Source organism: Acinetobacter sp. C13, from assembly GCF_016809775.1.
In the GTDB taxonomy this organism is placed as follows: domain Bacteria; phylum Pseudomonadota; class Gammaproteobacteria; order Pseudomonadales; family Moraxellaceae; genus Acinetobacter; species Acinetobacter pittii.
Window position 1 is genome coordinate 655,151 of the sequence record NZ_JAFBJL010000002.1, and the last position, 24,114, is coordinate 679,264.

The window sequence follows — 24,114 nt, forward strand, 5'->3', positions numbered from 1 at the left end:
GGCAAAAAGAGCTGTGTATTTTCTTTTTGCCTCATTTTTTATAATAAGAAATTCTCTAAAACCTCACGAACTGTCTCGGAAATTGGCACAGTCTTACGCGTTTCGCGATCAACAAAAACATGCACAAAATGTCCTTGAGCTGAGGCTTGATCTTGACCTTGTTTAAAGATTGCTAACTCATAGCGTAGAGAAGTCGTGCCGATTTTGCCAATCGCAACACCTACTTGAATAATCTCAGGAAATGATAACTCTTGAAAAAAACTACACGCTGAATCGACCACTAACCCAATTGCTTTTGCTTCATGAATATCAAAACCTGTTTTTTGAATCAATAAAGCATTGGCTGCTGTATCAAAATAACTATAGTAAGTCACATTATTTACATGACCATAGATGTCGTTATCTGCCCAACGCGTTTGAATGTCTAAAAAGAACTTAAATTGATCACGGTTTTTTAAAACTGGTTTAGTCATTAATGAATCGCCTGATAAATTGCCAAAGCAGCGGCTTCTGTCATGTCACGTGGGTTATTTTGTAGTAAGCGGGTTTGCAACATGGCATCTTGAGCAAGTCGAGGTAAACTGGACTCATCAATACCCAAATCACTAAGTCTTAAAGTCAAACCACTACGGTCTAAGTGGTTCTGCATATGGTCAATAAACAGATCACACAAGCCATCAGTGCTGCCATTGCTGTATGGATCGAGCCATTGCATAAGCTCTGCATAGTATTTTTTTGCATTGGGCGCATTAAATTTTAATACTTCAACCAACACTAAGGCGTTGGTATGCCCATGCGACAAATGAAAATGACCGCCCAATGGGTAAGCTAAAGCATGCACCGCAGCAACGGGCGAGTTTGCAAAGGCTTGACCCGCGAGCATTGAACCGAACAGCATGTTTTGACGTGCTTCTAAATCATTCCCATCTTTAAGAACTTTCGGTAAGTTATGGTTTAACAACTTCAAAGCATGCTTGGCTAAAATATCCGTATAAATATTTTTTTTATGTTTAGAGGTATATGCCTCAATAGCATGTACCATCGCATCAATACCTGTTGCAGCGGTAATATGTGCTGGAAGGTTTTGAGTAAAAGTAGCATCAAGAATCGCAGTGTCGGCGTAGAGTACTGGAGAGACAATCCCCATCTTTGTCGTCTCACCTGTAGTGACAATTGAGATTGGCGTTACTTCTGAGCCTGTACCGGCTGTAGTAGGAATTAAAATAAGGGGTAGGCGAGCTGTGGTGACTTGGTTTACGCCGTACATCTCTTGCAAACTTTGAGTCTGGTTAGGGTGGGCGAGTAAAGCAATAACTTTTGCAACATCTAGAGAACTACCACCACCAAAACCAATAATGACATCAACATTTTGCTGTTTAGCGTAATTGGCTGCATCTAGTACTACTTGTTCAGGTGGATCAGCTTGCACATCAGCATAGATGACATATTCAATGTTGAGGTTATCTAAAATTTGCAGGATGGGATGGTGTAATTGATTTTTAACCATGCCTGCATCGGTGACTAGCAATAACTTACGGTAAGCATTTGACGACAAAACATTCTGTAATTCTTGTATAGAGCCTAAGCCAGAGATGATATTTGGAACAGTTTGAAATTGAAAATGGCTCATATACATTATTTCCTTATTTTTGAACATTATTGTTGAATGGTTCTATAAGATTCAATCTTCAAATAAGTTAGCATAAGAAACTTTAAAATAAAGTAGTTCTGACGTGACTGACTTTTCTTAAGCCTTGTGCCACCTATAGATAAATACTTTTTTGCAATGTAGGCCCCGAAATATAGGTGAGTATTACCAAAATATTTAAACTCTCGTCGAAAAGGGGGCTTTTTGTTATTTATAGGGTTCTGTAGATTTTCTGGCAAGCTTCTAATTTATATAATGCCTTAACAATTTATAATTTTATCGGTTCTAAAAAGTGAAAATTTCTAAAACTTTTCTTAGTATTATGGGATGTACGTGTTTGATGCTTAGCTCGGCAGCAATCGCGAAAACCAGCTCTAGTGTATATTCGCCTACAAAAGGTGTAATTTGTGACAAATATATTTGTGCTGACAAAAAAGGTGTTTCTAAAAAGCTTACAGCTAAATATTTAGGCACTTATAAAGCGAATAAAGCCTTCTCTCAAGGTGATTTTGATACTTCAGCGTTTACGCTCTCAAACGGTGTGTTCTGTGATACTAAAACAAAACTATGCCATGTCGATCGATACTTTGAGAATGGGCATCGCAGTAAAATTGATAGAACTATGACAGGTAAGCTTTTCAAAAATAAATGATTTTTCTATTGCAGAAATGAGGTAAATATCTCTGATAGATGAGTCTATCAAAGTAAAATTAAATCGCAAAAGACCCCGCTAATTATCGACTAATGGCGGGGTTTTTTATTATTAAGTATTTCTGTAATATCAATTTAATAGTATAGGTTGAAAAAATACTAAATGATCAGGGGCAATAATTAATAAGGGAGGGTTTAGTTTTCGGTAGGATCTTTTCTGATTGGGAAGGGAAAAAGGATCTTTTTATTATTAAGAAAAAACATAATTTTTAGGTGGAATTTAAATAGTGATGTACACAATTAGATATGTTCATCGGAACAACACTTACTATATTGCTTCGAACAATGAAGGAAATTTTATTATTCTTGAGTCACTTGATTCAGAGTTTCGTATGGGCCATCAAATTTCATATGATGGTGAAAAAGTATTTAACCTGACACTAAATGATGAAACAGATGCAGTCATTAAACTGGAGAGTAACGAAAAAGGAGCCTATGAGTACTTACATTCAGTTAAGTAAATAAGCTTTGTTTCTTGAGAAAAAACTATGGTATGTTTATTTGCGCTTTAATGATGAGCAAGTTTAATTCATGAACTGTTTACTAAAGAAAATCAATACAACCACCACGACCTACAGAAAAGGCTGCGTGTGATTTTTTATTAGAGCGACTTAATAAGATAACCAAACCCAGCCAATAATGGCTGGGTTTATTTTTCTCTGCACATTATTGGTTTTTTACAGAGAAAGATTATGGATAAAAGTCATAACTCAAAATCAGCTTTACTCGTTATTGATATGCAAAATGGCCTATTCAAAGGAGAGCTAAAGCCGTATAACCATCAAAGTGTACTTTCAAATATTCGTGAGCTTATTGAGTATCAGCGCTTAAATGAGAGACCAGTTATTTTTATCCGTCACGTTGGAGCAAAAGGTACTCCATTAGATCCAGATGGTTCTAATACGCAATTGATAGCAGAATTATCTTTTAATCCAGATATAGATACTGTCATTGAGAAAATATACCCTAGTAGTTTCAAGGGCACTGTTCTAAAAGATTGGTTAGAAAAACTTGATGTTGATCAAATCATAGTTACTGGCATGAAAACTGAATATTGTATCGACTCTACTATTAGAGCCGCTTCAGAAGTAGGATATAAAGTAACTTTAATCTCAGATGCACATACTACATTTGATTCTATGCATTTAAGTGCTCAGCGTATAATTGATCACCACAACCAAATTTTTAACAATGCTTTTGCTAAGGTAATAACTACAGAAGAGTTTATAGATGAGTTTTAATTTAGAAACAAAACAGTAAAGCCAAGTGCTTGTTTTGGAGAGGCTGTGTAGCCTTAGAAGGGCGCGGTACAGGAGGCTTTGTTAAATACTGTTATTGGAAGGGCTTTTTTATTCTTAAGTATTTCTGTAAGATCCTTCCGTTGCTTTAAACAACAATAAACCTTAATGATCAGCGCAAAAGTCATAAGGGGAAAGCCTACTTGAAAAAGTAGGCTTTTTTTATTTCTTTATAAAAACATACTGAGGACTTTATGATCATGGTAGCTGAGTTATAAAAATTTATTTTTTGCTATGAATGAGCTTAAGTTCCAAATTCTTAAAATCTATAACTTGATTAGAAGAATCAACAAGTTTTAATTTAAGTTCATCATCAGTACTCTTATTAAAAACTTTCACCACATCTTTACCAGCTTCAATGAAATTACCGCCAGATTCAAGCATGGCGAGTAAAACAATATTTAGACTTTTGCCTTTTTTAGTGAGCAAGTATTCTTTACGTTCCCGTACTCCAACTTCTTTATAAATTGATAATTCAAATATTTCTAATTGGATGAGATGCTTTAGACGATTAGATAAAATTTGCTTTGATATGCCTGTATTTTCTAAAAAATCATTAAATTTTGTTACCCCATAGAAGGCTTCTCTTAACAAGAGAATCGTCCATCTGTCGTTCAATATTTCTGTAATTTTGAAGATCCCACATACATCTACTGGAAATTTATGATCTGGAATAATTTGATTTGACATCAGTGGGAGCTCCAATTAGTATGAGTCTATAATTTAGACCTAGCATTAATTCAGGTAGCATTATGCCATTTATAAATATACAAACTATAGAAGGTTTATTAGATAAAGATAGTAAGGCTGAGGTTTTCAAGCGAATAACAGATTTATTTGTAGAAATAGAAGGAAAGGGAAATCCTGCTTTTCGAGAACATGTTTGGATCAGAATTGATGAGCATCCTCCTGAGCATTGGCAATTAGGCAGCTTAAGACCAACAAAGGAAATGATTGAATTAATCACTGCATCCAAGTGATGTTTGTAAAGCCCTATAAATTAGGGCTTTATTTTTATTTAATTACTACAAAAAATACAAGATTAGCTAATTTATCGCCTGATTTATCAACTTTTAATCTATTGATAAACATTATTTTCCTTTTCAACCCAAGTGAGTTTTGACAAAATGCAACAAGTCACAATGGTCAATTCGGTTCTTATAAACTTATAGTCTGTTAAGATTGTGCATGACCCTGTTTATTTTTATGTAATTCAAATGTTTGGAAGTAATTTCTAATGGAAACACAATATAAGGTGTTATGTGTCTGTTTAGGAAATATTTGCCGTTCTCCCACGGCTGAGGTGGTTTTCAGACATTATTGTGACGCACATCAACTCAATGTGGTTGTCGATTCAGCTGGAACGAGTAATTATCATCCAAATAAATCGCCTGATCAACGTAGTCAGTTGCATGCCAAGAAAAGGGGCTATGACTTATCATCTTTACGTGCAAGACAACTTTCAACCCAAGACTTTTTAGAGTTTGATTTGATTTTGGCAATGGATCATCAAAATTTTGAAGATATTCATGATGTGTTGCAAAGAGCCGTTTCTCAATTTGGCGCACACCAAATTCGTGCAAAAGTAGCTTTAATGAGTGAGCATGATCCTGAATACCCACAACAAGCGTTGCCTGATCCTTATTATGGCGGTGCTGATGGTTTTGAACGTGTACTCAATCAATGTGAGTCCAGTAGTTTGGCTTGGGTTAATATTTTAAAAAAACAATTGAATGTTTAAGAATAGGTTTTCAACACAATGCAAATTCAGAATCAAGTACAGCTTAAGCCATTCAATACTTTAAGTTTAGATGCAACTGTTTCTCACTATACTAAAGTTGGCAATATTCAAGATATTGAAGCAGCTTTAGAGTTTGCTGAGCAGCATCAGTTAAATGTACTTGTATTATCGGGCGGTAGTAATATGTTATTACCGCAGCAGATCAATGCTTTAGTGATTCATCTTGATATTCAGGGAATTGAAGTTTTATCAAAAGATGGTGATTTTGTGCGGGTTAAAGTAGGCGCAGGCCAAGTCTGGCATGATTTTGTTTTATACAGCACTGAACAGAACTGGTTTGGTTTGCAAAATTTAGCCCTTATTCCAGGATTAGTCGGTGCTTCACCCGTACAAAACATTGGTGCATATGGGGTAGAGGTAGGTGAGTTTATTGAGTCAGTACAAGTGTATGACCGTAAATTGAAGCAAACTCAGACAATTTTAGCGGCCGACTGCCATTTCGCCTACCGCCATAGTATTTTTAAAGATGATCCAAACCGTTACATTATCACGCATGTTACTTTTAAATTGCTTAAACAGCCGCATTTGAAACTTAACTACGGCGACTTGAAACAAGCAGTTGGAGACAATCAGACTGCCGAAAATTTACAAAATCAGGTCATCCATATTCGTCAAAGTAAACTTCCTGATCCAAAAGAGTATCCAAATGTCGGGAGTTTCTTTAAAAATCCGATTGTTAAACCTCAAGAGTTTGAACGCTTAGTCACACAATTCTCAACAATTCCACATTATCCTCAAGCTAACGGAAACGTTAAAATTGCAGCAGGATGGTTAATTGATCAGGCGGGTTGGAAAGGGAAGCAACTCGATATGGTAGGGATGTTCCATAAACAGGCATTAGTTCTGGTGAATTATGCCAATGCATCTCTAGCTGATGTAAGGAAAACTTATCAGGCTGTACAACATGATGTTGATCAGCTTTTCCATATTATGTTAGAACCAGAACCTGTGCTTTATAACAGTTTAGGTTTAATTGAAAATCATACGGAATAGTTTTATGCCAAAAGTACACTTAATGGTACGTTTAGTACAAGTAGTCACCGTGCTATTTGTACTATTAGGCTGTTTCGTGGTTTTTTTATATTCGCCATTTTATTCAAAACTTATTGTAGCTGGGCTTAACTATTTTGTACCTGTTGATGTTAATCAAGTCGCTGCTGAGAGCCAAAGACAGGCTGCATTAAGTGAGCATGATAATTTAGAGCCGGGTTCAAATTTATGGATCGCTCGTCAGGCCTATTTAAAACTGACAGAGCAAACGTTACGTGAAAAAAGAACATCTGATCTGACCTATATTCAAGAGAATTATAAAGCCTTGCAGCAAATTATTCTTTTAGAAGAAAAGGAACAGGATTCAGAAGAACAAGCAGCATCTGTAACGGTTCCTTTAGTCGCTAAAAACTCAGAAATTGATGCCGCAGATGAGGCGAGTAGTCCTGTTGACGAAGCACTTTTTATTAATAGTTCTGAAAATAAAGCGCTTACTGAGCAATATACAGAGTTTTTAGCAAGAAAACCTGTGGTACCAGAGCATCAAAAAGCTGTCAGTGAACCTGAACAAAAAGTCGAGTATGTGCGTAAAAATCCATTACCCGTACAACCTAAAAAGTTATCAGAACCTTATGCAATTGTTGTGTTGGGTGGCGGATTAACCTTAGATAAAAATGGTAAGGATATTGTTGTTAATGGCTATACGCGTTTGCGATTAGAAAAAACTTTAGAAGTTGAAAAACAAAATCATCTGCCTATTGTGCTTAGCGGTGTAGAAGCACCTTATATGCAAGCTTGGTTAAAAGAGCGCGGTGTTGATGCAAAGCTATTAGAAAAGCGTAGTATGAATACCTGTGAAAATACCCGTTTTAGCTCTTTATTGCTTCAGAAAAAAGGCGGGGCACCGACAGTCATGTTGGTTACAGATGAATATCATATGCCGCGTACACGCCGACTTTTTGCTTTAAATGGTATAGAAACTATTCCTGTTGTGGCTCCAATGCCAACTCCACTGACACGCTGGCAACCAAGTGTGCAAAATTACGATCATAGCCGCCGTGCAAATTATGAATTACTTGCGACAATTCGTGACATGTTGTTTGGCTCAAGTGATTGTCGAGAGGTTCCTTAATGTCAGATATTCCATTTCTCAATCCTGCCGTATTAAAACAATTAGATTTACCGGTTCCTAATCGTGATCTTACGCCGCAGGTTTTGAGTCCACTTAATTTAAACACATTAGAAGAACCTTCTCGTGATTTGCTGGCCTATCGCAAATTGTATGGTTTACATTTACTTGAATGTGACCATTGGCAAGGCTATGTTCAAATGCCGTTATTTCGTTTGCATGTGCAAGTTTTCAAACCTAAAGTAGAAAAAATACAAGGTACGGTTTGTCTATTGCATGGTTATCTTGAGCATAGTGGTATTTACCAGCCAATCATTCGTGAAATTCTTGAGCAGGGCTTTAGTATCATTACTTATGATTTGCCGGGGCATGGATTAAGTGATGGCTCACCAGCCAGCATTAAAAACTTTGATCATTACCAGCAAGTTTTGATGGCTGTTTATCAATATGTGAAACATGCAGATCAGTTACCTAAACCATGGGTCGGTATTGGTCAAAGTACGGGTGGAGCAATTTGGATGCATCACTTATTAGAATATGCTGAAAAACGCCAAGATCCGATTGTAGATCGAGTACTTTTACTTTCTCCGCTAATTCGCCCCGCAAAAACCGCATGGTGGCATAACCCCGTTGGATTAGGCATTATTCGCCGTATTAAACGTCAAGTGCCAAGGCATTTTAGACGTAATAATCATAATCCTGAATTTTTGCGTTTTATTCGTTTAAAGGATCCTTTGCAACCCCGAATGATGGGCATGGACTGGATTTTAGCAATGTCAAAATGGATGCAGGAAATGGAAGAGCGACCTGCTTGCCGTATCCCAGTCTGGCTTGCACAAGGTGCTCTCGATCAGACTGTTGATTGGCGATACAACATTGAATTTATTCGTCGTAAATTTAGACTCCAAACGTTGTTAATGCTTGAAGAAGGCTCTCATCAATTAATTAATGAACGTGCAGATATACGTGCGGCATTAACAGGATTGATTCCAGCCTTTTTGCATGCAAAGCCAAAACATTTTTATTATTAGAAAAATAATGCATCTATCCAAAATTCTAGATAGATGCATTATTTAATCTTTGTAGTTTATTTTGAATTTTGATAAAGCTGCATAAAGTTTTTATAAACCGAAGACTGCTTTTGTGGACTATACATATTGCGCTCGATTGTTCCTTTATCTGTTTTGATTAAAACATTCACATTTTGAGCATTTTTAAATTCTTGTAGGAATTGACTTGGAATAACAAAGTAAGTGGTTGAATGTTTAGGTACTAATCGGCTCACATTTGTCTTTTCAGTGGCTTGAGCTGGTTCGTAATTGAATCGTTTGCCATCAATATCAAAAGTCAAAGCGTTAATATCATAAAAGTTATAACTACTACTTAAATGAACATCTACTCGAAGCTGATTTTTTTGATTTTCATTCCATTTAACCAATAAACTTGGGCATAGTTCAGTTGGTAAGCAGTTTAGCTGACCAGCTGTCTTTACCTCTTTAGGAGCTGGTGTACTAACCTGTGTGGTGCTACAAGCTGCAGTAAGTAGACATGAACCCAATAAGAGTAGAGATTTCTTCATCGTATAAATTCCAAGATCGTATGTTTAATATTATTTATGTTAAGAGTAATAAATTTTGACATAAATTAACGCGTAGTTGGACCTAAAAATACAAATGGTTTTGTAGTTTTAAAGAAAGAGGTGGCATCACCTGCATAGATATGGCTTTGATCAGGCCCTAAATCAAGTCTACGTGTTTTGCCATCTTTAAAGTTAATCTTTTTTAAGTCAACCCAAAATACATTGGGTGAGAGAGCGGATTCAAAAAAGTAGAGCATTTGTTTGTGGTCGGCAACAGTTCGCCAACGAGTCGAGGAAATATTAGGTTCTTCTTGAGTATTTAAGCCATAGGGAACAGATGCATTGCGAATCACACTAAATACAGAAGCTTGTGCTTGTTTTGTATTATCATTTTTAGGAATAGCATTAATGTAAAACGATGCACGTGCAAAGCGATCAGATGCTCTGTTCGTACCGGGAAGCATAATCGTTCCGCCAATTTGCTTCCAATATTCAACAAGTGCAAGTTGTTTATCGAAAGTAGGTGAATTGGTCATGACCTGATAGCTTCGGCTATGGTGAATCACTTGTTTTCCACCAATATATTCAATAATTGCGCTATCACCTGTTTTATCAGAAATAGATAAATGTAAGGTGGTGAGCCGTGTTTCACCGGGAACATTGTCGGTAATAATAGTGTAGGGGTCTTTTTCTAAGGCCTTAACGGCTTCATCTACAGTTGCAAAATTATCAAGTACATATTGAGCCCATGCTGCAATACTTAATAAAGGCTTATCTGTCTTTTTTGCATCTGGGTATTCAGACTCTACTAACCATAAAATATTAGCAACCAAACCTGCTTCATTCATTCCATCTGTTGTGGAAACTTCATAACCTGTAGCAATTACACTTCCATATTTCGACGTCCATTTTATTGAGTTGGGACCAGCGCTACCGTCACGGCTAACCCCGCTTGGCATAATCCATAAGTTGGTACCTGTATCAACCTTCCAGTCCATTGAGCGAGCAGTAATAATATGTTGGTTATTACCTAAATATACGGCACGTGTACAAGCAACAGCATAGCTACTTAAGCCTACAGCGATTGCAACAAAAGAAGAGATGAATGTTTTTTTCAACATGATGAGGTACCTTCTTGTTATAAGCATTAAAAAATTTTTATTAAATAAAATTAAAATGTGTACGTTATTTATACTTTTATATTAGGTGAAAAATCTATTAAATACAAATTAAAAGGGGAGTGAAATTTAAGCAAAAATCACATATTAGTTTTAAATATGGAAGAGCATCACACTATAAAGGTGATGCTCAAATTATAAAAATTAATATAAATTAAAAATGATTGGCATCGGCCATGTTCCACATCCGATAATAAAAATTATCATCGTCATTATTAAGTTCAGATTGTAAAAGTTCACCTTCTTTCAAGAAAAAATGCAACTGAGCATAGTTCTTAATTTCACGGTCATTTACTCGTTGAGCCAAATGATGAGCTTTAATATCAGAAGGATGGCGTAAACCTGCTGCAGCAATCATTTCTGATAATGCATGCAAGGTATTTTTATGAAAATTAAATACTCGTTCTGATTTAGTCGGTACATCAATTGCTTTTTGACGATCTTTGTCTTGAGTCGCTACACCCACAGGGCATTGGTTGGTGTGGCAGCTTTGTGCCTGAATACATCCAACTGCAAACATGAAACCACGTGCTGAATTAACCCAGTCTGCACCGAGTGCAAAAGTGCTAGCGATATCAAAAGCACTAATGATTTTACCACTTGCGCCAATTTTAACTTGATCTCTTAGTCCTGCACCGACAAGAGTATTATGGACAAAGCGTAAGCCCTCTCGTAATGGGGTACCAATATTGTCACTAAACTCAATTGGTGCTGCACCAGTACCACCTTCAGAACCATCCACAACAATAAAGTCGGGAACAATTTTTGTTTCAAGCATTGCTTTAACAATACTCATGAATTGCCAAGGTTGGCCAATACACAGTTTAAAACCAACTGGCTTGCCGCCAGATAATGTTCGCAGCTTCTGTAAGAAATGCATCATTTCAATGGGGGTAGAAAAACTAGAATGCTTAGCAGGAGAAATACAATCATGATCGCGTGAAACGCCACGAATTTGGGCAATTTCTTCGGTAATTTTATGCTTAGGTAAGATACCGCCATGGCCCGGTTTTGCACCTTGTGAAAGCTTTAATTCGATCATTTTGATCTGTGGCAATTGAGATTGTTTAGCAAATTTTTGCTCGTCAAATTTTCCATCTAGGGTACGGCAACCAAAATAACCACTGGCAATTTGCCAAACAATATCTCCACCATTTTCGAGATGATAAGGGCTTAAGCTACCTTCACCAGTATCGTGATAAAACCCACCTAATTGCGCTCCTTTATTGAGTGCTCGAATTGCATTGGCACTTAAACTACCAAAGCTCATGGCAGAGATATTCATAATGGATGCACTATAGGGTTGAAGGCATTGTGCATTACCCACCTGAATGCGGAAGCTCTTTGGATCAGCTGGTGGGCAAGGGCTTATTGAGTGGACAATAAAGCGGTAATTCTCTTGATAGACATCAATAATTGAGCCAAAAGGTTTATCTGCATTTTCGTTTTTAGCACGTTGATAAACTAAGCTTCGTTGCATGCGAGAAAAAGGTAGAGCATCTTGATCCGCTTCAATAAAGTATTGACGAATTTCGGGGCGTATATCTTCAAACAAAAAACGAAAGTGTCCCATAATTGGGTAATTTCTTAAAATTGAATGTTTATTCTGTAAAACATCATAGAGGCCTAATAGGCTTAAGGCGCCTGTAACTACCCATAAACCATTAAGGAGAGTATCAGAAATAAAATAATAGATACTATGCGGGGTATATACGGTTCGAAACCATGTGATGCTGAGCGCAGTAAAAATACATAAAAACCAAAGAGAATGGCGTGAAAAGAATGTATTGAGAAATTTATGTCGGATGATTTGTGCTGGACTCGCCATATTGGAACAAATTCCTAATGTTTTACTGATACATACCTTGCCAAGAAGGAACTAAAACCACAAGTATGGAATTGTTAGCTTAAGGACGGTATAACAAAATCCAAAGATTATTGGGTTTAATTTTTCATTTAATTTTTAGAAATAGTTGAGATGGCAACACATGCTATTGTTGGCGAACACTTGTGTTTAATTACTGAAATCTTTAAAAAAATTCTAAAAGTGTGATAAAGCACTTAGATTTCTTATTCATAAAGTATTATTTTCTTATTCATTTAAAATATATAGAATAATCAGGCGCTTACTTTTTGTTCTAGTTTTTTTGACCAAATATTAAAAAAATATAAAATACTAAAAGTGATGGTAAACTTTAACTAATGAAAATTTATATTTTTTTTAGAAAAACTAATAAAAGTTGAATGAAAGTATCAAAAATTGATATAAAAGGTATGATAAACCTTAGAAAATTTTATAATTGAGAAATTCATCAGAAGTTGAATTATTAATTGATATTTAGAATGAAAGTCCTGTTAGTGATTTTGTTGTTTTTTTGTATTATGCGCCCTAAATAGAGTAAAAAAATAATGCTTTGAAAAAACAATCAGAAAAGCTAGTGATTGTGATGGGGAAGGCTAGTTTTTACATCTATTAATTTTATTGGCGTAATGTAAAAAGGTTTTTAACCATGAATAAGTCTCTCATTTGTTTATCAGCAATTGCTATGGGTTCAATGTCTATTAATGCTGCAAATGCCGCAAATGCCGCCGGTACATTAACTGTTAAAGCAACAATTGCAAATAGTTGTGTTCTCAATACTTCTGCAACTGGTACTACCTCAAATGCAATTTTAGATTTTGGTACGTTAAGTTCGCTTGCAAACAACGTAGATGCAGATACTACAACGACAGGTGGAACTGCAATTAAAGTGTTATGTAACAACACTGTGCCATGGACTCTGGCTTTTGATGGCGGTAAAAACGCGCAATCTTCTCAACGTAATATGATTGGTGGTGCTTCAAGCAACGAATATATTCCTTACAACCTTTACTCTGACACTAATCGTGCAACAGCGATCGGTATTGCAACCACTGCATATAGTGGTAATGGTACTGGTGCGCCACAAACAATTAATGTTTATGGTCGTATTCCTGCTGGTTCAACTTTACCAAGTGCGGGTAGCTATGTTGACACTGTGACTGTAACAGTGACTTATTAATTTTTAATAAGTTTAGTTGCGTCATCGCTAGCTCTTTTTAAAAGAGCTAGCTCAATTTGAGAAAAGTAGTTCTGGGCAAATCATGAAAAAAAATATCTTTGTTGTTACAAGCTTATTGTTATTTTTGCCTAGTATGCTAAATGCAGCATCAATCCGCCTTTCACCTGTTAGTGTTGAAATATTGAGTGATCAGGCTGCATCTTCCATTAGTTTATATAACCAGTCAAATGAAAGTGCTGATTTGCAGGTGCGTGTATTTGAGTGGAGACAAAATGCTGGTCAAGATCAGTTAATCCCTACGGATGAGATTGTAATTAGTCCGCCATTTTTAAAACTACAACCTAGTGACTCTTATAACTTACGTGTAGTTAGAATTAACCCAGAGCCTATTTCTGGTGAAAAAACTTATCGTATTATTATTGATGAGTTACCAAAACCAATTGATAGTCGTAAAGCTGATCAAGGCGTTAACGTACTACTACGTTCGTCATTACCTGTATTTGTCGTCAATAAAGATGCGATTACTAAACTGAATTGGTCAATACAACAAGAACAAAATAACGCTTATCTCACTATAAGTAATGTTGGTAATCGACATGCGCTTTTAAATAACTTAATACTTGTGGATACAACAGCAAATAAAAGCTATCCCATTAAAGTAAACACCGTGAATGGTTATATTCTTGCCGGGAAAGCGAGAAATTTTAATATTAGTCCTGATTTTAAATTTCAAGCAGATCATAAATATAATATTTCATTAAATATTAACGGTAAGCAAACATCTCTTTAAAGAGGCACATATGAAATATATCGTAAGTGCCTTATGTGTTATGTACTTGCCGATTCATGCCGCTGCTGAATCATTACAAGATAGTACCAATGCTGTCTTACCAAGTATTCCAGAAGTTACGAATTCTGCTCATCAGGCCTTTGGTTCTGATCAGGGATATATACAGCTATTTTTAAATATTTCTGTTAACTCAAATATTTCTAAAGATTTAATATCGGTACGGCAGGATCAAGATAGAAAACTATATATCCGTTCTCGTGATTTAAAAACTTTAAGACTAAAAATGGATGAACATATCCCAGATAACCAGTGGGTATGTATCAACGATCTAAACGGAATCCAGTTTAAATATCTCGAGAATGAGCAGTCTTTAAACCTAAAAGTTCCGTCGAACATGTTAACGGGTTACTCAGTCGACTTAAGTGGCCAGCAGGTCACTAACCCACATTTGCTAAAGATGAAACCCTTAAACGCGGCTATTTTGAACTACAGCCTCTATCATACTATAACCAATGATGAGAATGTTTTCTCAGGTACGGCAGAAGGGATCTTTAACAGCGCAATCGGTAACTTTTCATCAGGGGTTTTATATAACGGTAGTAATGAAACTAGCTATAGCCATGAAAAGTGGGTGCGACTGGAAACTAAGTGGCAATATGTCGACCCTGAAAAGATCAGGATATATACCCTAGGCGACTTTATTTCTAATAGCCCAGACTGGGGAAGCAGTGTCCGTCTTGCCGGTTTCCAGTGGTCGAGTGCTTATAGCCAACGCGGTGATATTGTCACCTCGGCGCTACCACAATTTTCCGGCTCGGCAGCATTGCCTTCAACCCTAGATTTATACGTCAACCAGCAAAAGATTTATTCAGGGTTAGTGCCATCTGGTCCCTTTGATATTAAACAGCTCCCATTTATTTCAGGAAACGAAGTCACCCTTGTGACTACCGATGCAACGGGACAGCAGAGCATTACCAAAAAGCCGTACTATTTTTCATCCAAGATTCTGGCAAAAGGCATAAATGAGTTTTCAGTAGATGTTGGGGTGCCACGCTACAACTATGGACTCTATTCAAACGATTATGATGATGCCACCTTTGCCTCAGGTGCGATCCGATACGGTTACAGTAACTCTCTGACCTTAAGCGGTGGTGCAGAAGCTTCAACAGATGGTCTGTCGAACCTAGGCACAGGATTTGCCAAAAATATTTTGGGTATTGGCGTGATCAATGCCGACATTGCAGCGAGCCAATATAAAGATGAAAACGGCTATTCTGCCTTGTTGGGTTTAGAGGGGCGCATCAGTAAGAACATTTCATTTAACACCAGTTACCGCAAAGTATTCGATAACTACTTTGACCTTGCCCGTGTGTCTCAAGTGAGATATTTAAAAGATAACCAGATGACTTCTGAACCGCAGAACTACCTGAACTACAGCGCACTGGCAGATGAGATTTTTAGGGCAGGGATTAATTATAACTTTTATGCAGGTTACGGGGTTTATCTGGGTTATAACCAGATTAAATATAGCGACAACTCCTATAAATTACTGTCTACCAGTTTAAGTGGAAGTCTGGACAAGAACTGGGGTTTTTATGCATCAGCGTATAAAGATTATGAAAACCACAAGGACTATGGAGTTTACTTTGCGCTGCGATATACACCGTCCAGTAAAGTGAATGCGATCACGAGTGTTTCTAGTGATAGTGGTAAAGCAACCTATAGACAAGAAATCAATGGATTTACTGATCCACAAATTGGTTCGTTTGGCTGGGGCGGTTATGTTGAACGTGATCAGGATGCGCAGGAGAATAATGCTTCAATTTATGCCTCTTACCGTGCCCGAGCAGCTTACCTGACAGGACGCTATAACCGATTTGGAGATAACGATCAGGTCGCACTTTCAGCAACAGGTTCACTGGTTGCGGCAGCGGGACGCATCTTTGCGGCCAATGAAATTGGAGACGGCTATGCGGTTGTCACTAATGCAGGGCCGCAAAGCCAAATTCTAAATGGTGGTGTTAATTTAGGTGCGACCGATAAGTCTGGCCGATTCTTAATTGCGAATTTAAGACCCTACATGTCTCATCATATCTACCTAGACCCATCATATTTACCTTTAGAGTGGGAAGTTAGCTCTACGAATCAGACAGCGTTTGTAGGTTACCGCCAAGGAACCTTGGTTGACTTCGGTGCTCATCAGGTTATTTCAGGGTTAGTGAAACTGGTTGATCAAAACAACTCACCGTTAATGCCGGGTTATGCCGTTCAAATTAATAGTCAGCAAGATGGAATAATTGGTTACGACGGCGAAGTATTTATTCCAAACCTATTGAAGCAAAACAAACTTGAAGTTGATCTTCTGGATCATGGTTCATGCCAAGTTGTTTTTGCGTATGAAAATAAGCAATACAGTGCTAAAAAATTGGGGCCTTATGTATGTCGATAAATATTGCTAGCTTTAACCAACCGACAACATTTAGAGCACTTTCATTTATCCTGAAATATTTTTTGGGAACGGGTTTGCTATGCCTGATCTTTACATTTTTTAATTCCGCCCATGCAGATTGCACAGCTACAGCGCCAAATTCTGGCACATATACATACACTGCTGCAACAATTAACAATGATGCAGTACTGACATACACTGGGACAATACGTTGTTATGGAGCACGTTCAACACCAGAAATTTCAGGTTATATGTGTATGAAAACCGTTTTTACTGGAACCACGAGTAGTAATAATAATGTTTCATTACCCTATACGGTAACTGCAAGTGTAGGTGGGGCTGGCTCTTCTACGCCTAATCAAAATTCGAATGTCTGGTATGGGCCTGTGAAAACCGTCTCTTCAAAGAATGTTATAAGTTACTCAGTAAATATAAAAGTACCAGCTCGTACGGGTTCGCTCATGGCATATCCTAAAGGAACCTATACGGGTACGGTTCAGCTATTTTGGGACATGCAAGCAAGCTCTAGCACTGTGTGTGAGGGGGATAGTGGTGGAGGTTGGGACTCGGGTAATACCACCATAACTGCTAATTATGTTGTGCCAAGTTTGTGTCAAATAGATTCAACATCAAATGTCGATTTTGGAAATATTAATGATATTGGTAAGACTACTCGTGATTATACAGCTCAAGGAGTGGTGAATACGACCTGTAATAATGGACTGCCATATAGTATTTATTTGGGGGATGGAAATAACCGTATTGCCGGTGGCTTTAGGCAAATGGCAAATGGTAGTGGTCAGTACATTCAGTATCAGTTATATCAGAACTCGAATTATATTACGGTATGGGATACTACTGGTGGTGTAAGCGCAGTTGGAGGTTCTGGAGGTGTTTCTAAAACAGGTTCGGGCAGTTCTCAGGGTACAAATGTCTATGGAAAAATTCCGCAAGGTACTACTATTGCAACAGCTCCGGGTAATTACTCAGATACGATCGTTGTTACAGTAACTTATTAAGAATTTTTTGATTCTAAGATTGGATATTTTGCCAATGTTTTGATTGGCGGAGATGAATAATAATTAGTTTTTAAAATTGATATTTAAGCTAGGCTCGACTTAAAGGTGTAGTTTAAAAGGGGCCTTACTTATAGAATTTGATGTTTAATTGTTCTAATTTAAAAGAAGCAGATAAGTTTAAAAAAGTAGGGATGATAAGTGGTTAGCGATAATGTTGTTTCAGGATGAGTAAAAACAGAAAAAGACAAATTAAAAAAATTAGAAAAAACATCTGATAAATATATACCTTGTGAATATTAAATGTATTTTTACACAAGTTAACAGATTGTACAAATTAAATTACAGTTCTCTTTTCTTTCTTTATTTTGTCTTATCAATCATTTAATGATTTGTATTGGAAAACAAAGTGTTAAAATTGAAAGGCTGAGATGCTCTGATATGTTTAATTGTATTTTATTCGGTGAATCTACGAATCGAAATTTGTGGATGCTTAGTAGTACTAAAGACAAATGGCTACATGCGTGACAGCTATCCCAAATTTTAACCTCATGAAAATACAAAGGTTTATAAATTGTTTCAACCACTTACTATCCAAACTCGACTTGGTGGATTCTACTTCTTTTACTATTCCATCGTGGGCACATTCATGCCTTATTGGAATTTATATCTTCAAGATCAGGGATTTAATTATCAAGAAATTGGTGTTTTATCATCAATTGCGATTGTAACTCGCTTTTTTGCGCCTTTAGTTTGGGGTTGGATTGCTGATAAATCTGGTAGGCGGATGTTACTTGTTCGGATAGCAACTTGGATGGAATCTTGTATATGGTTTGCTATTTTTATAGTGCCAAATACTTTTCAATCAGTTGCTTTGCTTATGCTTATTTTTAGTTTCTTTCAAAATGCGATTTTAGCTCAATTTGAGGGAGTGACTTTATTTTGGTTGGGTGATCAAAAGGCTAAACTTTACGGCAAAATTCGTAAGTGGGGATCGGTTGGGTTTATCGTTGGGGTATTCACTATTGGGGCTATTTTAGAAATAGTGCATATTTCAATGCTCCCAATTTTACTATTAATTATCGCGTCTCTAGCGTTTATTTGGTCTTTCACAATCCGCGAACCTGATAGCGCGCCTACTTCCCAAAAATATTTAGAACCTTTACTTCCTGTTCTTAAGCGCCCAACAGTAGCTGCATTTTTTACAATTGAATTTATTCTACTTTTTTCACATGCGCCTTTTTATAGTTTTTATAGTAATTTTCTGAAATCTTTGAATTTCAGTACGACTGAAATTGGATTTTTATGGGCCATGGGCGTTTTTGCTGAAATTTTTATGTTTTCAATTGCCTCAAAGATTTTTCAACGTTTTTCGTGGCGCAGTTTAGTGATAGTGTGTCTGCTAGTGACGAGCATACGTTGGATGCTAGTTGCAGTATTTTCACATTATTTTATTGGTCAACTTTTTGCGCAGTGCTTACATGCCTTTAGTTTTGGTTTATTTCACTTGATCGCAATGAGAGTTATTTTTCAAAACTTCTCTGCTGGACAGCAAGGGCGTGGACAAGCACTTTATAGTACCATGTGGGGGTTAGGTGTAGCTTTTGGTAGTGTTCTGGCTGGGCATTTCTGGAAAACTCTTTCTGGTGAATTCATCTTTATGTGTGCCAGTGTGGTTGTGCTCTTAGGTTTGTGCTTTGTAAAGTGGCTTCCGAAACAGGTCGATTCTTCAACCACCTAAGCTTGAGATAATGCAAAACAAAGAATTTATATTGAAAAATGCAAGTAAATATAAAATTGTTTGATGACTTGTTGTGACACGTTACAGTTGAAAAATATTGTTTTTATATGGTTATGGAGCAGTGATTTTGTCAAAAAATATGCTAACTTAACTTCATGCGTTTAATGATTAATAAATCTATGAAAAATATTTATATTATTGGATTATTGTGGGCTTGTTCTGGTTTGGCTGTGGCAGAAACGGCTACTCAACAGCCAGCTGAACAACCAGTTCGGACTGCAAGTAATCCTAATGCTATACGTATTGTTACGCGCCCTGAAATTATGGGATTATGGGGAATGGAAATTCCAAATAATAAGAAATGTGTGGAATACTATAACTTTCGTAGTAGTAATGATGTAGTGATCAAAAGCGGTCAGGAATGGTCTTATGGTATTTATGAATATCAACCATCTGATGACCCTAAAGAGCAGCTAGCCGCTTTAGTAATGCAAATTAAATTTGATAATAATAAAGTAGATTGTTCTGGTCAGAAGCAAGACCAAACAGGTGATGTCTCACAATATTTTGTACAATGGAAAAACGACCATACAATCAATTTCTGTTCAACAGCTAAAGGTGAGCAGTGCTTTGCGACTTTACGTCGGGTATTACCATAAAATTATAGATATAAAAAAAGCCTCTTAAAAATAAGAGGCTTTTTTTATTATGCAGTTTCAGCTTTCTTTTCTTCGACTTGCTTTAACAAGTGTTTTTCAAGGTAATGGATATCCATTGCTTGAGAGCAGAAGCTCTTATCTTGCAAAATAAGATCTTTATGTAGAGGAATATTTGTCTTAATTCCCGTAAGGATCATTTCATCTAGCGCTTGACGCATACGAGCAATTGAAGTTTCACGGTCTTTACCATGAGAAATCAATTTAGCAATCATAGAGTCATAGTAAGGTGGAATGCTGTATTCTGGGTAGATATGAGAATCTAAACGAATACCAGCACCCCCTGGCGCATAGAAACTTTCAATTTTACCTGGTGAAGGTAAGAATGTTGTAGGATCCTCTGCATTGATACGGCATTCAATTGCATGTCCTTGAACTTTGATATCTTCTTGTTGAAGCTCTAGTCCTAGGCCACCAGCAATACGTAACTGTTGTTCAATAATATCGACACCAGTAACCATTTCAGTTACAGGGTGCTCTACCTGAACACGAGTATTCATTTCAATGAAGAAGAATTCACCGTCTTCAAATAAGAATTCAAACGTACCAGCACCACGATACTGCATCAACTGACATGCATGAACACAAGCTTCTAAAATATCAGCTCGAGCTTGCTCTGGTAGGTTTGGTGCAGGTGCTTCTTCTAGTACTTTTTGATGGCGACGTTGTAATGAACAGTCGCGGTCATATAAATGAATTGCATGACCATTACCATCACCAAGAACTTGAATTTCGACATGGCGAGGTTTTTGTAAGAAGCGTTCCATGTAAACGGTATCATCACCGAACCACATTTCTGCATCGCGCTGTGCTGCTTGAACTGATTCAAGTAGTGTATCTACACGTTCAACAATACGCATACCACGACCACCACCACCAGAAGCCGCTTTAACAATAAGCGGGAAGCCGATTTCTTTCGCTTCTGCCAAGGCATTGTGGATGGTTACTGCGTGGTCGCAACCTGGTACAGTAGGTACGCCAGCTTTTTTCATGGCAACAATCGCAGAAACTTTATTCCCCATAAGGCGGATATGTTCTGGACGTGGGCCAATAAAAGTAAAGCCTGAGCTTTCTACAATTTCAGCAAACTCAGCATTTTCTGAAAGGAAACCATAACCCGGGTGGATAGCATCAGCACCGGTAATTTCTGCAGCAGTAATAATTGCCGGGATATTTAAATAGCTATCACTACTTGCGCCCGGACCAATACATACTGCTTCATCAACAAAACGTAAATGCATCAAATCCTTGTCGGCATCTGAATAGATACCAACAGTCTTGATTCCTAATGTTTTACAAGCCCGGGTAATACGTAAAGCGATTTCACCACGGTTTGCAATTAAAACTTTTTGCAACATAGACGTCCCCGGGGTAATTACGCGCGATAACGGAATAAAGGTTGACCGAATTGGATAACTTCACCATTTTTCACTAAAATTTCTTCGATCACGCCACTTTGAGTTGCTTCAATTGGGTTCATGATTTTCATTGCTTCAATAATACCCAAAGTTTCACCAGCAGATACTGTTTGACCTACTTTAACAAATGGTGCTTCACCTGGGCTTGGAGCAGCGTAGAACACGCCAACCATTGGAGAAGTTTCAACTGCTCCACGCGGTGTTTTTGCAACTGGTGCTTCTGCAACAGGAGCAGCCGGAAGTGCTACACCAGCCGCAGCAACGACAGGATTGCGACGAGTTAAAGCGATTGATTGATCACCTTCTTTAACTTCGATCGCTTGCAAGTCAGACTCAATCATTAAATCGATGAGTTTCTTAATTTTGCGGATATCCATGGGCGACTATTCCTAAACTAGTTTGGGTTAGATGGTTGAATTTTTTCAATAGCGTAATCGAGTGCAAAACGATAGCCTTTTGCACCTAAACCACAAATCACGCCAATTGCTTTATCAGATAAATAAGAATGATGCCTGAATGCCTCTCTTGCATGGACATTCGACAAATGTACTTCAATAAATGGAATGGCAACGCCAAGTAGGGCATCGCGTAGAGCAACAGATGTATGGGTGAGGGCTGCAGGGTTGATAATAATAAGTTCTACGCCTTCAGTTTGAGCCTGATGAATACGATCAACAATGGCACCTTCCCAGTTGCTTTGAAAAGTATCTAATGTGAGTGAAGCTTGTTGAGCTTGGCTAATAAGTTGTTGGTTAATATCATCTAAGGTAAGATGACCATATACTTCTGGTTCGCGTTTTCCCAGCAAATTCAAATTCGGTCCATGAATCACCAAAATGGTCGAACTCATTCAGATTGCTCCAGCTCTAAAGTTGCAAATATTCTTTGCAAGATGTCTGCAAAGTTTGCTTATTATGGCATATGTTTCTACAATTTTTTTATAATTTGTTTTCATCGTCGCAGAAAGGGTATACCAAATTCGGCTTATATATTGTAAATTTTGCGATGATTTAGCAATGTTAAAAAATGACAAAATTTCAAGTAATTTAATGGAGCTTATTTTAAACTGAATTGACAAAAACAGTTCATGTATTTTGTGTAACGGCTATAGAGTTCTCTCCAATCACTAATAGCTCATTCCATCGAGTTAGATAATTTTTTGAACGGTGACATTGTTTCATGTGCCAAGATGGATTACGGGAATGATAACCGACTTGTAAATAGTGACTGCCAAATCGGTTACGAACTGTGCTGAGCGTTTGCATTAATTGTTGTCTTTGCTGAATCAACTCAAGAGGTTGCCATAAATCATCAATGTGATGTTGACGAGGATGCAAACCACAAAATAAAACTCCAATCTTTATATATTTTTTATTTTCTTTATATAAAACATCAATTTGCTGCATGGCTGCTTTTGTTAATATGCATAAATCATCTGTTGCATAATTTAAGCCTATCGCTTGAGAAGATGCTTTTTTATAAGGTGGTTTATCTATTTTTTCATAAAGCAAGACTTGAACGCAGGCACAGAGCTGTTCTTGTTTCATTAAACGGCGATGAGCACGGTTGAGATGAAAAATAAGTGCTTGCTTAATAATTTCAATGCTGGACAAAGCTTGAGCAAAACTACGTGATGCTAAAATTCGTTTGGTGACAATTGCAGGATCGTCGAGTTGAATACAGGATTGGCCTTTTAGCTCACGAATGGTACGCGCCATAACCACAGAAAAAGCTTTTGCTAGATGATGCTCATTGGCAAAAGTTAAGTCTAAGCATGAATAAATCTCATAACTCCGTAATTGTTTGACTAATTGATAGCCAATTCCCCAGACTTCTTTGACTGAAGTGTGTTGCATGAGGTCTTCAAGAAGCAGAGGATCTAAAGTGGTGAAATTACAAATTCTATTAAAGCTTCTAATTTTTTTAGCATAGTGATTGGCTAATTTTGCTTGAGTTTTTGAATATCCGATGCCAATACAACAGGGTAAGCTTAACCATTCTTCTAAGGTTTCTACGACTTTGACACAATAAGAATGAATATCTAGAGATTGAAGGTAAGGCGTAAGGCGAATAAAACATTCATCTATAGAATAAGCTTCTAAATCATCGGGCGAGAAAAACTCACCAAGAACTGAAAAAAAGCGACGTGACATTTCAGCATACAAAGTGTAGTTGCTTGAATAGACGTGTACACCTGCTTGAAGAGCTTCTTGTTCGATTTGATACCATGGAATACCCATTTTGATACCCATATTTTTTGCTTCTTCACTACGTGATACAACACATCCGTCGTTATTAGAAAGTACTACGACTGGTAGACCAATAAGTTTGGGATTAAATAGTCGCTCACAACTCACATAACAATTATTAATGTCTACGAGCGCGTAAATTTCGCGGTGTGAGATTTCCATTATGATTTGCCCCATTAAGAATATTGGTAAAACTACATATTGATATTGTTTTCATAAACACAGTGGGAGGAAGTGTTGGATGAAAAAGTTGCATCTTGAATATGTAACAAAATCAAGTTAACAAAATTTTTAGCAGAATACTAGGGTGGTTCTGTGGGTTTAACTTAGGTTAACCATGGAAAAAATAGATAAGGATTT

General features: G+C 37.1%; 24 protein-coding genes. 14 read left to right on the forward strand and 10 right to left on the reverse strand.

Annotated features, from left to right (window positions below; translation table 11 throughout):
• Positions 1-38: 38 nt before the first annotated feature.
• Together JGE69_RS08295 and JGE69_RS08300 are read right to left on the reverse strand one after the other, a co-directional pair.
• Positions 39-473 (reverse strand): acyl-CoA thioesterase, encoded by a 435-nt coding sequence (locus JGE69_RS08295; RefSeq protein WP_032042460.1) that lies wholly within the window; start codon positions 471-473, stop codon positions 39-41.
• Positions 473-1,630 (reverse strand): iron-containing alcohol dehydrogenase, encoded by a 1,158-nt coding sequence (locus JGE69_RS08300; RefSeq protein ID WP_199112788.1) that lies wholly within the window; start codon positions 1,628-1,630, stop codon positions 473-475. The genes JGE69_RS08295 and JGE69_RS08300 overlap by 1 nt, the downstream gene beginning before the upstream one ends.
• 340 nt (positions 1,631-1,970) lie before the next feature.
• On the opposite strand from JGE69_RS08300, the gene JGE69_RS08305 reads away from it, so the two are divergent.
• From JGE69_RS08305 to JGE69_RS08315, 3 genes are all read left to right on the forward strand, one after another.
• Entirely contained in the window at positions 1,971-2,300 is a 330-nt protein-coding gene (locus tag JGE69_RS08305; RefSeq protein WP_199113250.1) for a YcgJ family protein, read from the forward strand.
• 289 nt (positions 2,301-2,589) lie between these two features.
• Positions 2,590-2,820, forward strand: a complete 231-nt coding sequence (locus tag JGE69_RS08310; protein WP_005068773.1) for a hypothetical protein — start codon at positions 2,590-2,592, stop codon at positions 2,818-2,820.
• A gap of 231 nt (positions 2,821-3,051) precedes the next feature.
• Positions 3,052-3,600, forward strand: coding sequence for a cysteine hydrolase family protein (locus tag JGE69_RS08315; RefSeq protein ID WP_044100710.1), 549 nt, complete (start codon positions 3,052-3,054; stop codon positions 3,598-3,600).
• A gap of 279 nt (positions 3,601-3,879) precedes the next feature.
• On the opposite strand, the gene JGE69_RS08320 is transcribed toward JGE69_RS08315, so the two are convergent.
• Entirely contained in the window at positions 3,880-4,347 is a 468-nt protein-coding gene (locus JGE69_RS08320) for a winged helix-turn-helix transcriptional regulator (protein ID WP_044100709.1), read from the reverse strand.
• A 62-nt stretch (positions 4,348-4,409) separates the two neighbouring features.
• Here JGE69_RS08320 and JGE69_RS08325 point away from each other — a divergent pair, with 62 nt between their 5' ends.
• The 5 genes from JGE69_RS08325 (at position 4,410) to JGE69_RS08345 (ending at position 8,608) form a co-directional block, all read left to right on the forward strand.
• A complete protein-coding gene (locus JGE69_RS08325) occupies positions 4,410-4,637 on the forward strand; it encodes a tautomerase family protein (RefSeq protein ID WP_174723374.1) in 228 nt (75 codons plus the stop codon).
• Between the two features lie 257 nt (positions 4,638-4,894).
• Positions 4,895-5,398 (forward strand): low molecular weight protein-tyrosine-phosphatase, encoded by a 504-nt coding sequence (locus tag JGE69_RS08330; RefSeq protein WP_032005952.1) that lies wholly within the window; start codon positions 4,895-4,897, stop codon positions 5,396-5,398.
• Positions 5,399-5,416: 18 nt separating this feature from the next.
• Positions 5,417-6,451: a UDP-N-acetylmuramate dehydrogenase gene (gene murB / locus JGE69_RS08335; RefSeq protein WP_174723372.1), complete on the forward strand. Its 1,035-nt coding sequence runs from the start codon at positions 5,417-5,419 to the stop codon at positions 6,449-6,451.
• Positions 6,452-6,455: 4 nt separating this feature from the next.
• A complete protein-coding gene (locus JGE69_RS08340) occupies positions 6,456-7,580 on the forward strand; it encodes a YdcF family protein (protein ID WP_199112787.1) in 1,125 nt (374 codons plus the stop codon).
• Positions 7,580-8,608 carry an alpha/beta hydrolase gene (locus tag JGE69_RS08345; protein WP_002115207.1) on the forward strand — a complete coding sequence of 343 codons (1,029 nt, stop codon included), beginning with the start codon at positions 7,580-7,582 and terminating at the stop codon, positions 8,606-8,608. The genes JGE69_RS08340 and JGE69_RS08345 overlap by 1 nt, the downstream gene beginning before the upstream one ends.
• A 56-nt stretch (positions 8,609-8,664) precedes the next feature.
• Here JGE69_RS08345 and JGE69_RS08350 read toward each other — a convergent pair whose 3' ends face one another.
• The 3 genes from JGE69_RS08350 to JGE69_RS08360 all read right to left on the reverse strand — a co-directional run bounded on the left by JGE69_RS08350 (position 8,665) and on the right by JGE69_RS08360 (position 12,162).
• Positions 8,665-9,156, reverse strand: coding sequence for a hypothetical protein (locus JGE69_RS08350; protein WP_174723370.1), 492 nt, complete (start codon positions 9,154-9,156; stop codon positions 8,665-8,667).
• Positions 9,157-9,221: 65 nt separating this feature from the next.
• Positions 9,222-10,277, reverse strand: a complete 1,056-nt coding sequence (locus JGE69_RS08355) for a linear amide C-N hydrolase (RefSeq protein ID WP_174723368.1) — start codon at positions 10,275-10,277, stop codon at positions 9,222-9,224.
• Positions 10,278-10,488: 211 nt separating this feature from the next.
• A complete protein-coding gene (locus tag JGE69_RS08360) occupies positions 10,489-12,162 on the reverse strand; it encodes an FMN-binding glutamate synthase family protein (protein ID WP_016145697.1) in 1,674 nt (557 codons plus the stop codon).
• A gap of 682 nt (positions 12,163-12,844) precedes the next feature.
• Here JGE69_RS08360 and JGE69_RS08365 point away from each other — a divergent pair.
• The 6 genes from JGE69_RS08365 to JGE69_RS08390 all read left to right on the forward strand — a co-directional run bounded on the left by JGE69_RS08365 (position 12,845) and on the right by JGE69_RS08390 (position 20,030).
• The gene (locus JGE69_RS08365; RefSeq protein ID WP_060466594.1) at positions 12,845-13,375 is read left to right on the forward strand and encodes a spore coat U domain-containing protein; all 531 of its coding nucleotides are present in this window, start codon (positions 12,845-12,847) and stop codon (positions 13,373-13,375) included.
• A gap of 82 nt (positions 13,376-13,457) precedes the next feature.
• Positions 13,458-14,165: a molecular chaperone gene (locus JGE69_RS08370; RefSeq protein WP_032063415.1), complete on the forward strand. Its 708-nt coding sequence runs from the start codon at positions 13,458-13,460 to the stop codon at positions 14,163-14,165.
• Positions 14,166-14,205: 40 nt separating this feature from the next.
• Entirely contained in the window at positions 14,206-16,614 is a 2,409-nt protein-coding gene (locus JGE69_RS08375; RefSeq protein WP_227602401.1) for a fimbria/pilus outer membrane usher protein, read from the forward strand.
• A complete protein-coding gene (locus tag JGE69_RS08380) occupies positions 16,605-17,633 on the forward strand; it encodes a spore coat U domain-containing protein (RefSeq protein WP_199112785.1) in 1,029 nt (342 codons plus the stop codon). The genes JGE69_RS08375 and JGE69_RS08380 overlap by 10 nt, the downstream gene beginning before the upstream one ends.
• A 571-nt stretch (positions 17,634-18,204) precedes the next feature.
• Entirely contained in the window at positions 18,205-19,371 is a 1,167-nt protein-coding gene (locus JGE69_RS08385) for an MFS transporter (RefSeq protein WP_199112784.1), read from the forward strand.
• A gap of 155 nt (positions 19,372-19,526) precedes the next feature.
• Positions 19,527-20,030, forward strand: a complete 504-nt coding sequence (locus JGE69_RS08390; RefSeq protein WP_002115710.1) for a hypothetical protein — start codon at positions 19,527-19,529, stop codon at positions 20,028-20,030.
• 47 nt (positions 20,031-20,077) lie between these two features.
• Here the strand turns inward: JGE69_RS08390 and accC are convergent, their stop codons facing one another.
• The 4 genes from accC to JGE69_RS08410 form a co-directional block, all read right to left on the reverse strand.
• Entirely contained in the window at positions 20,078-21,445 is a 1,368-nt protein-coding gene (gene accC, locus JGE69_RS08395; RefSeq protein WP_199112783.1) for an acetyl-CoA carboxylase biotin carboxylase subunit, read from the reverse strand.
• 17 nt (positions 21,446-21,462) lie between these two features.
• Complete coding sequence (accB, locus tag JGE69_RS08400) at positions 21,463-21,882, reverse strand: acetyl-CoA carboxylase biotin carboxyl carrier protein (protein ID WP_000354611.1); 420 nt, start codon at positions 21,880-21,882, stop codon at positions 21,463-21,465.
• 17 nt (positions 21,883-21,899) lie between these two features.
• Positions 21,900-22,355 (reverse strand): type II 3-dehydroquinate dehydratase, encoded by a 456-nt coding sequence (aroQ, locus tag JGE69_RS08405; RefSeq protein WP_017480934.1) that lies wholly within the window; start codon positions 22,353-22,355, stop codon positions 21,900-21,902.
• Between the two features lie 235 nt (positions 22,356-22,590).
• Positions 22,591-23,916, reverse strand: a complete 1,326-nt coding sequence (locus JGE69_RS08410; RefSeq protein WP_033847358.1) for a Y-family DNA polymerase — start codon at positions 23,914-23,916, stop codon at positions 22,591-22,593.
• Between the last annotated feature and the right edge of the window lie 198 nt (positions 23,917-24,114).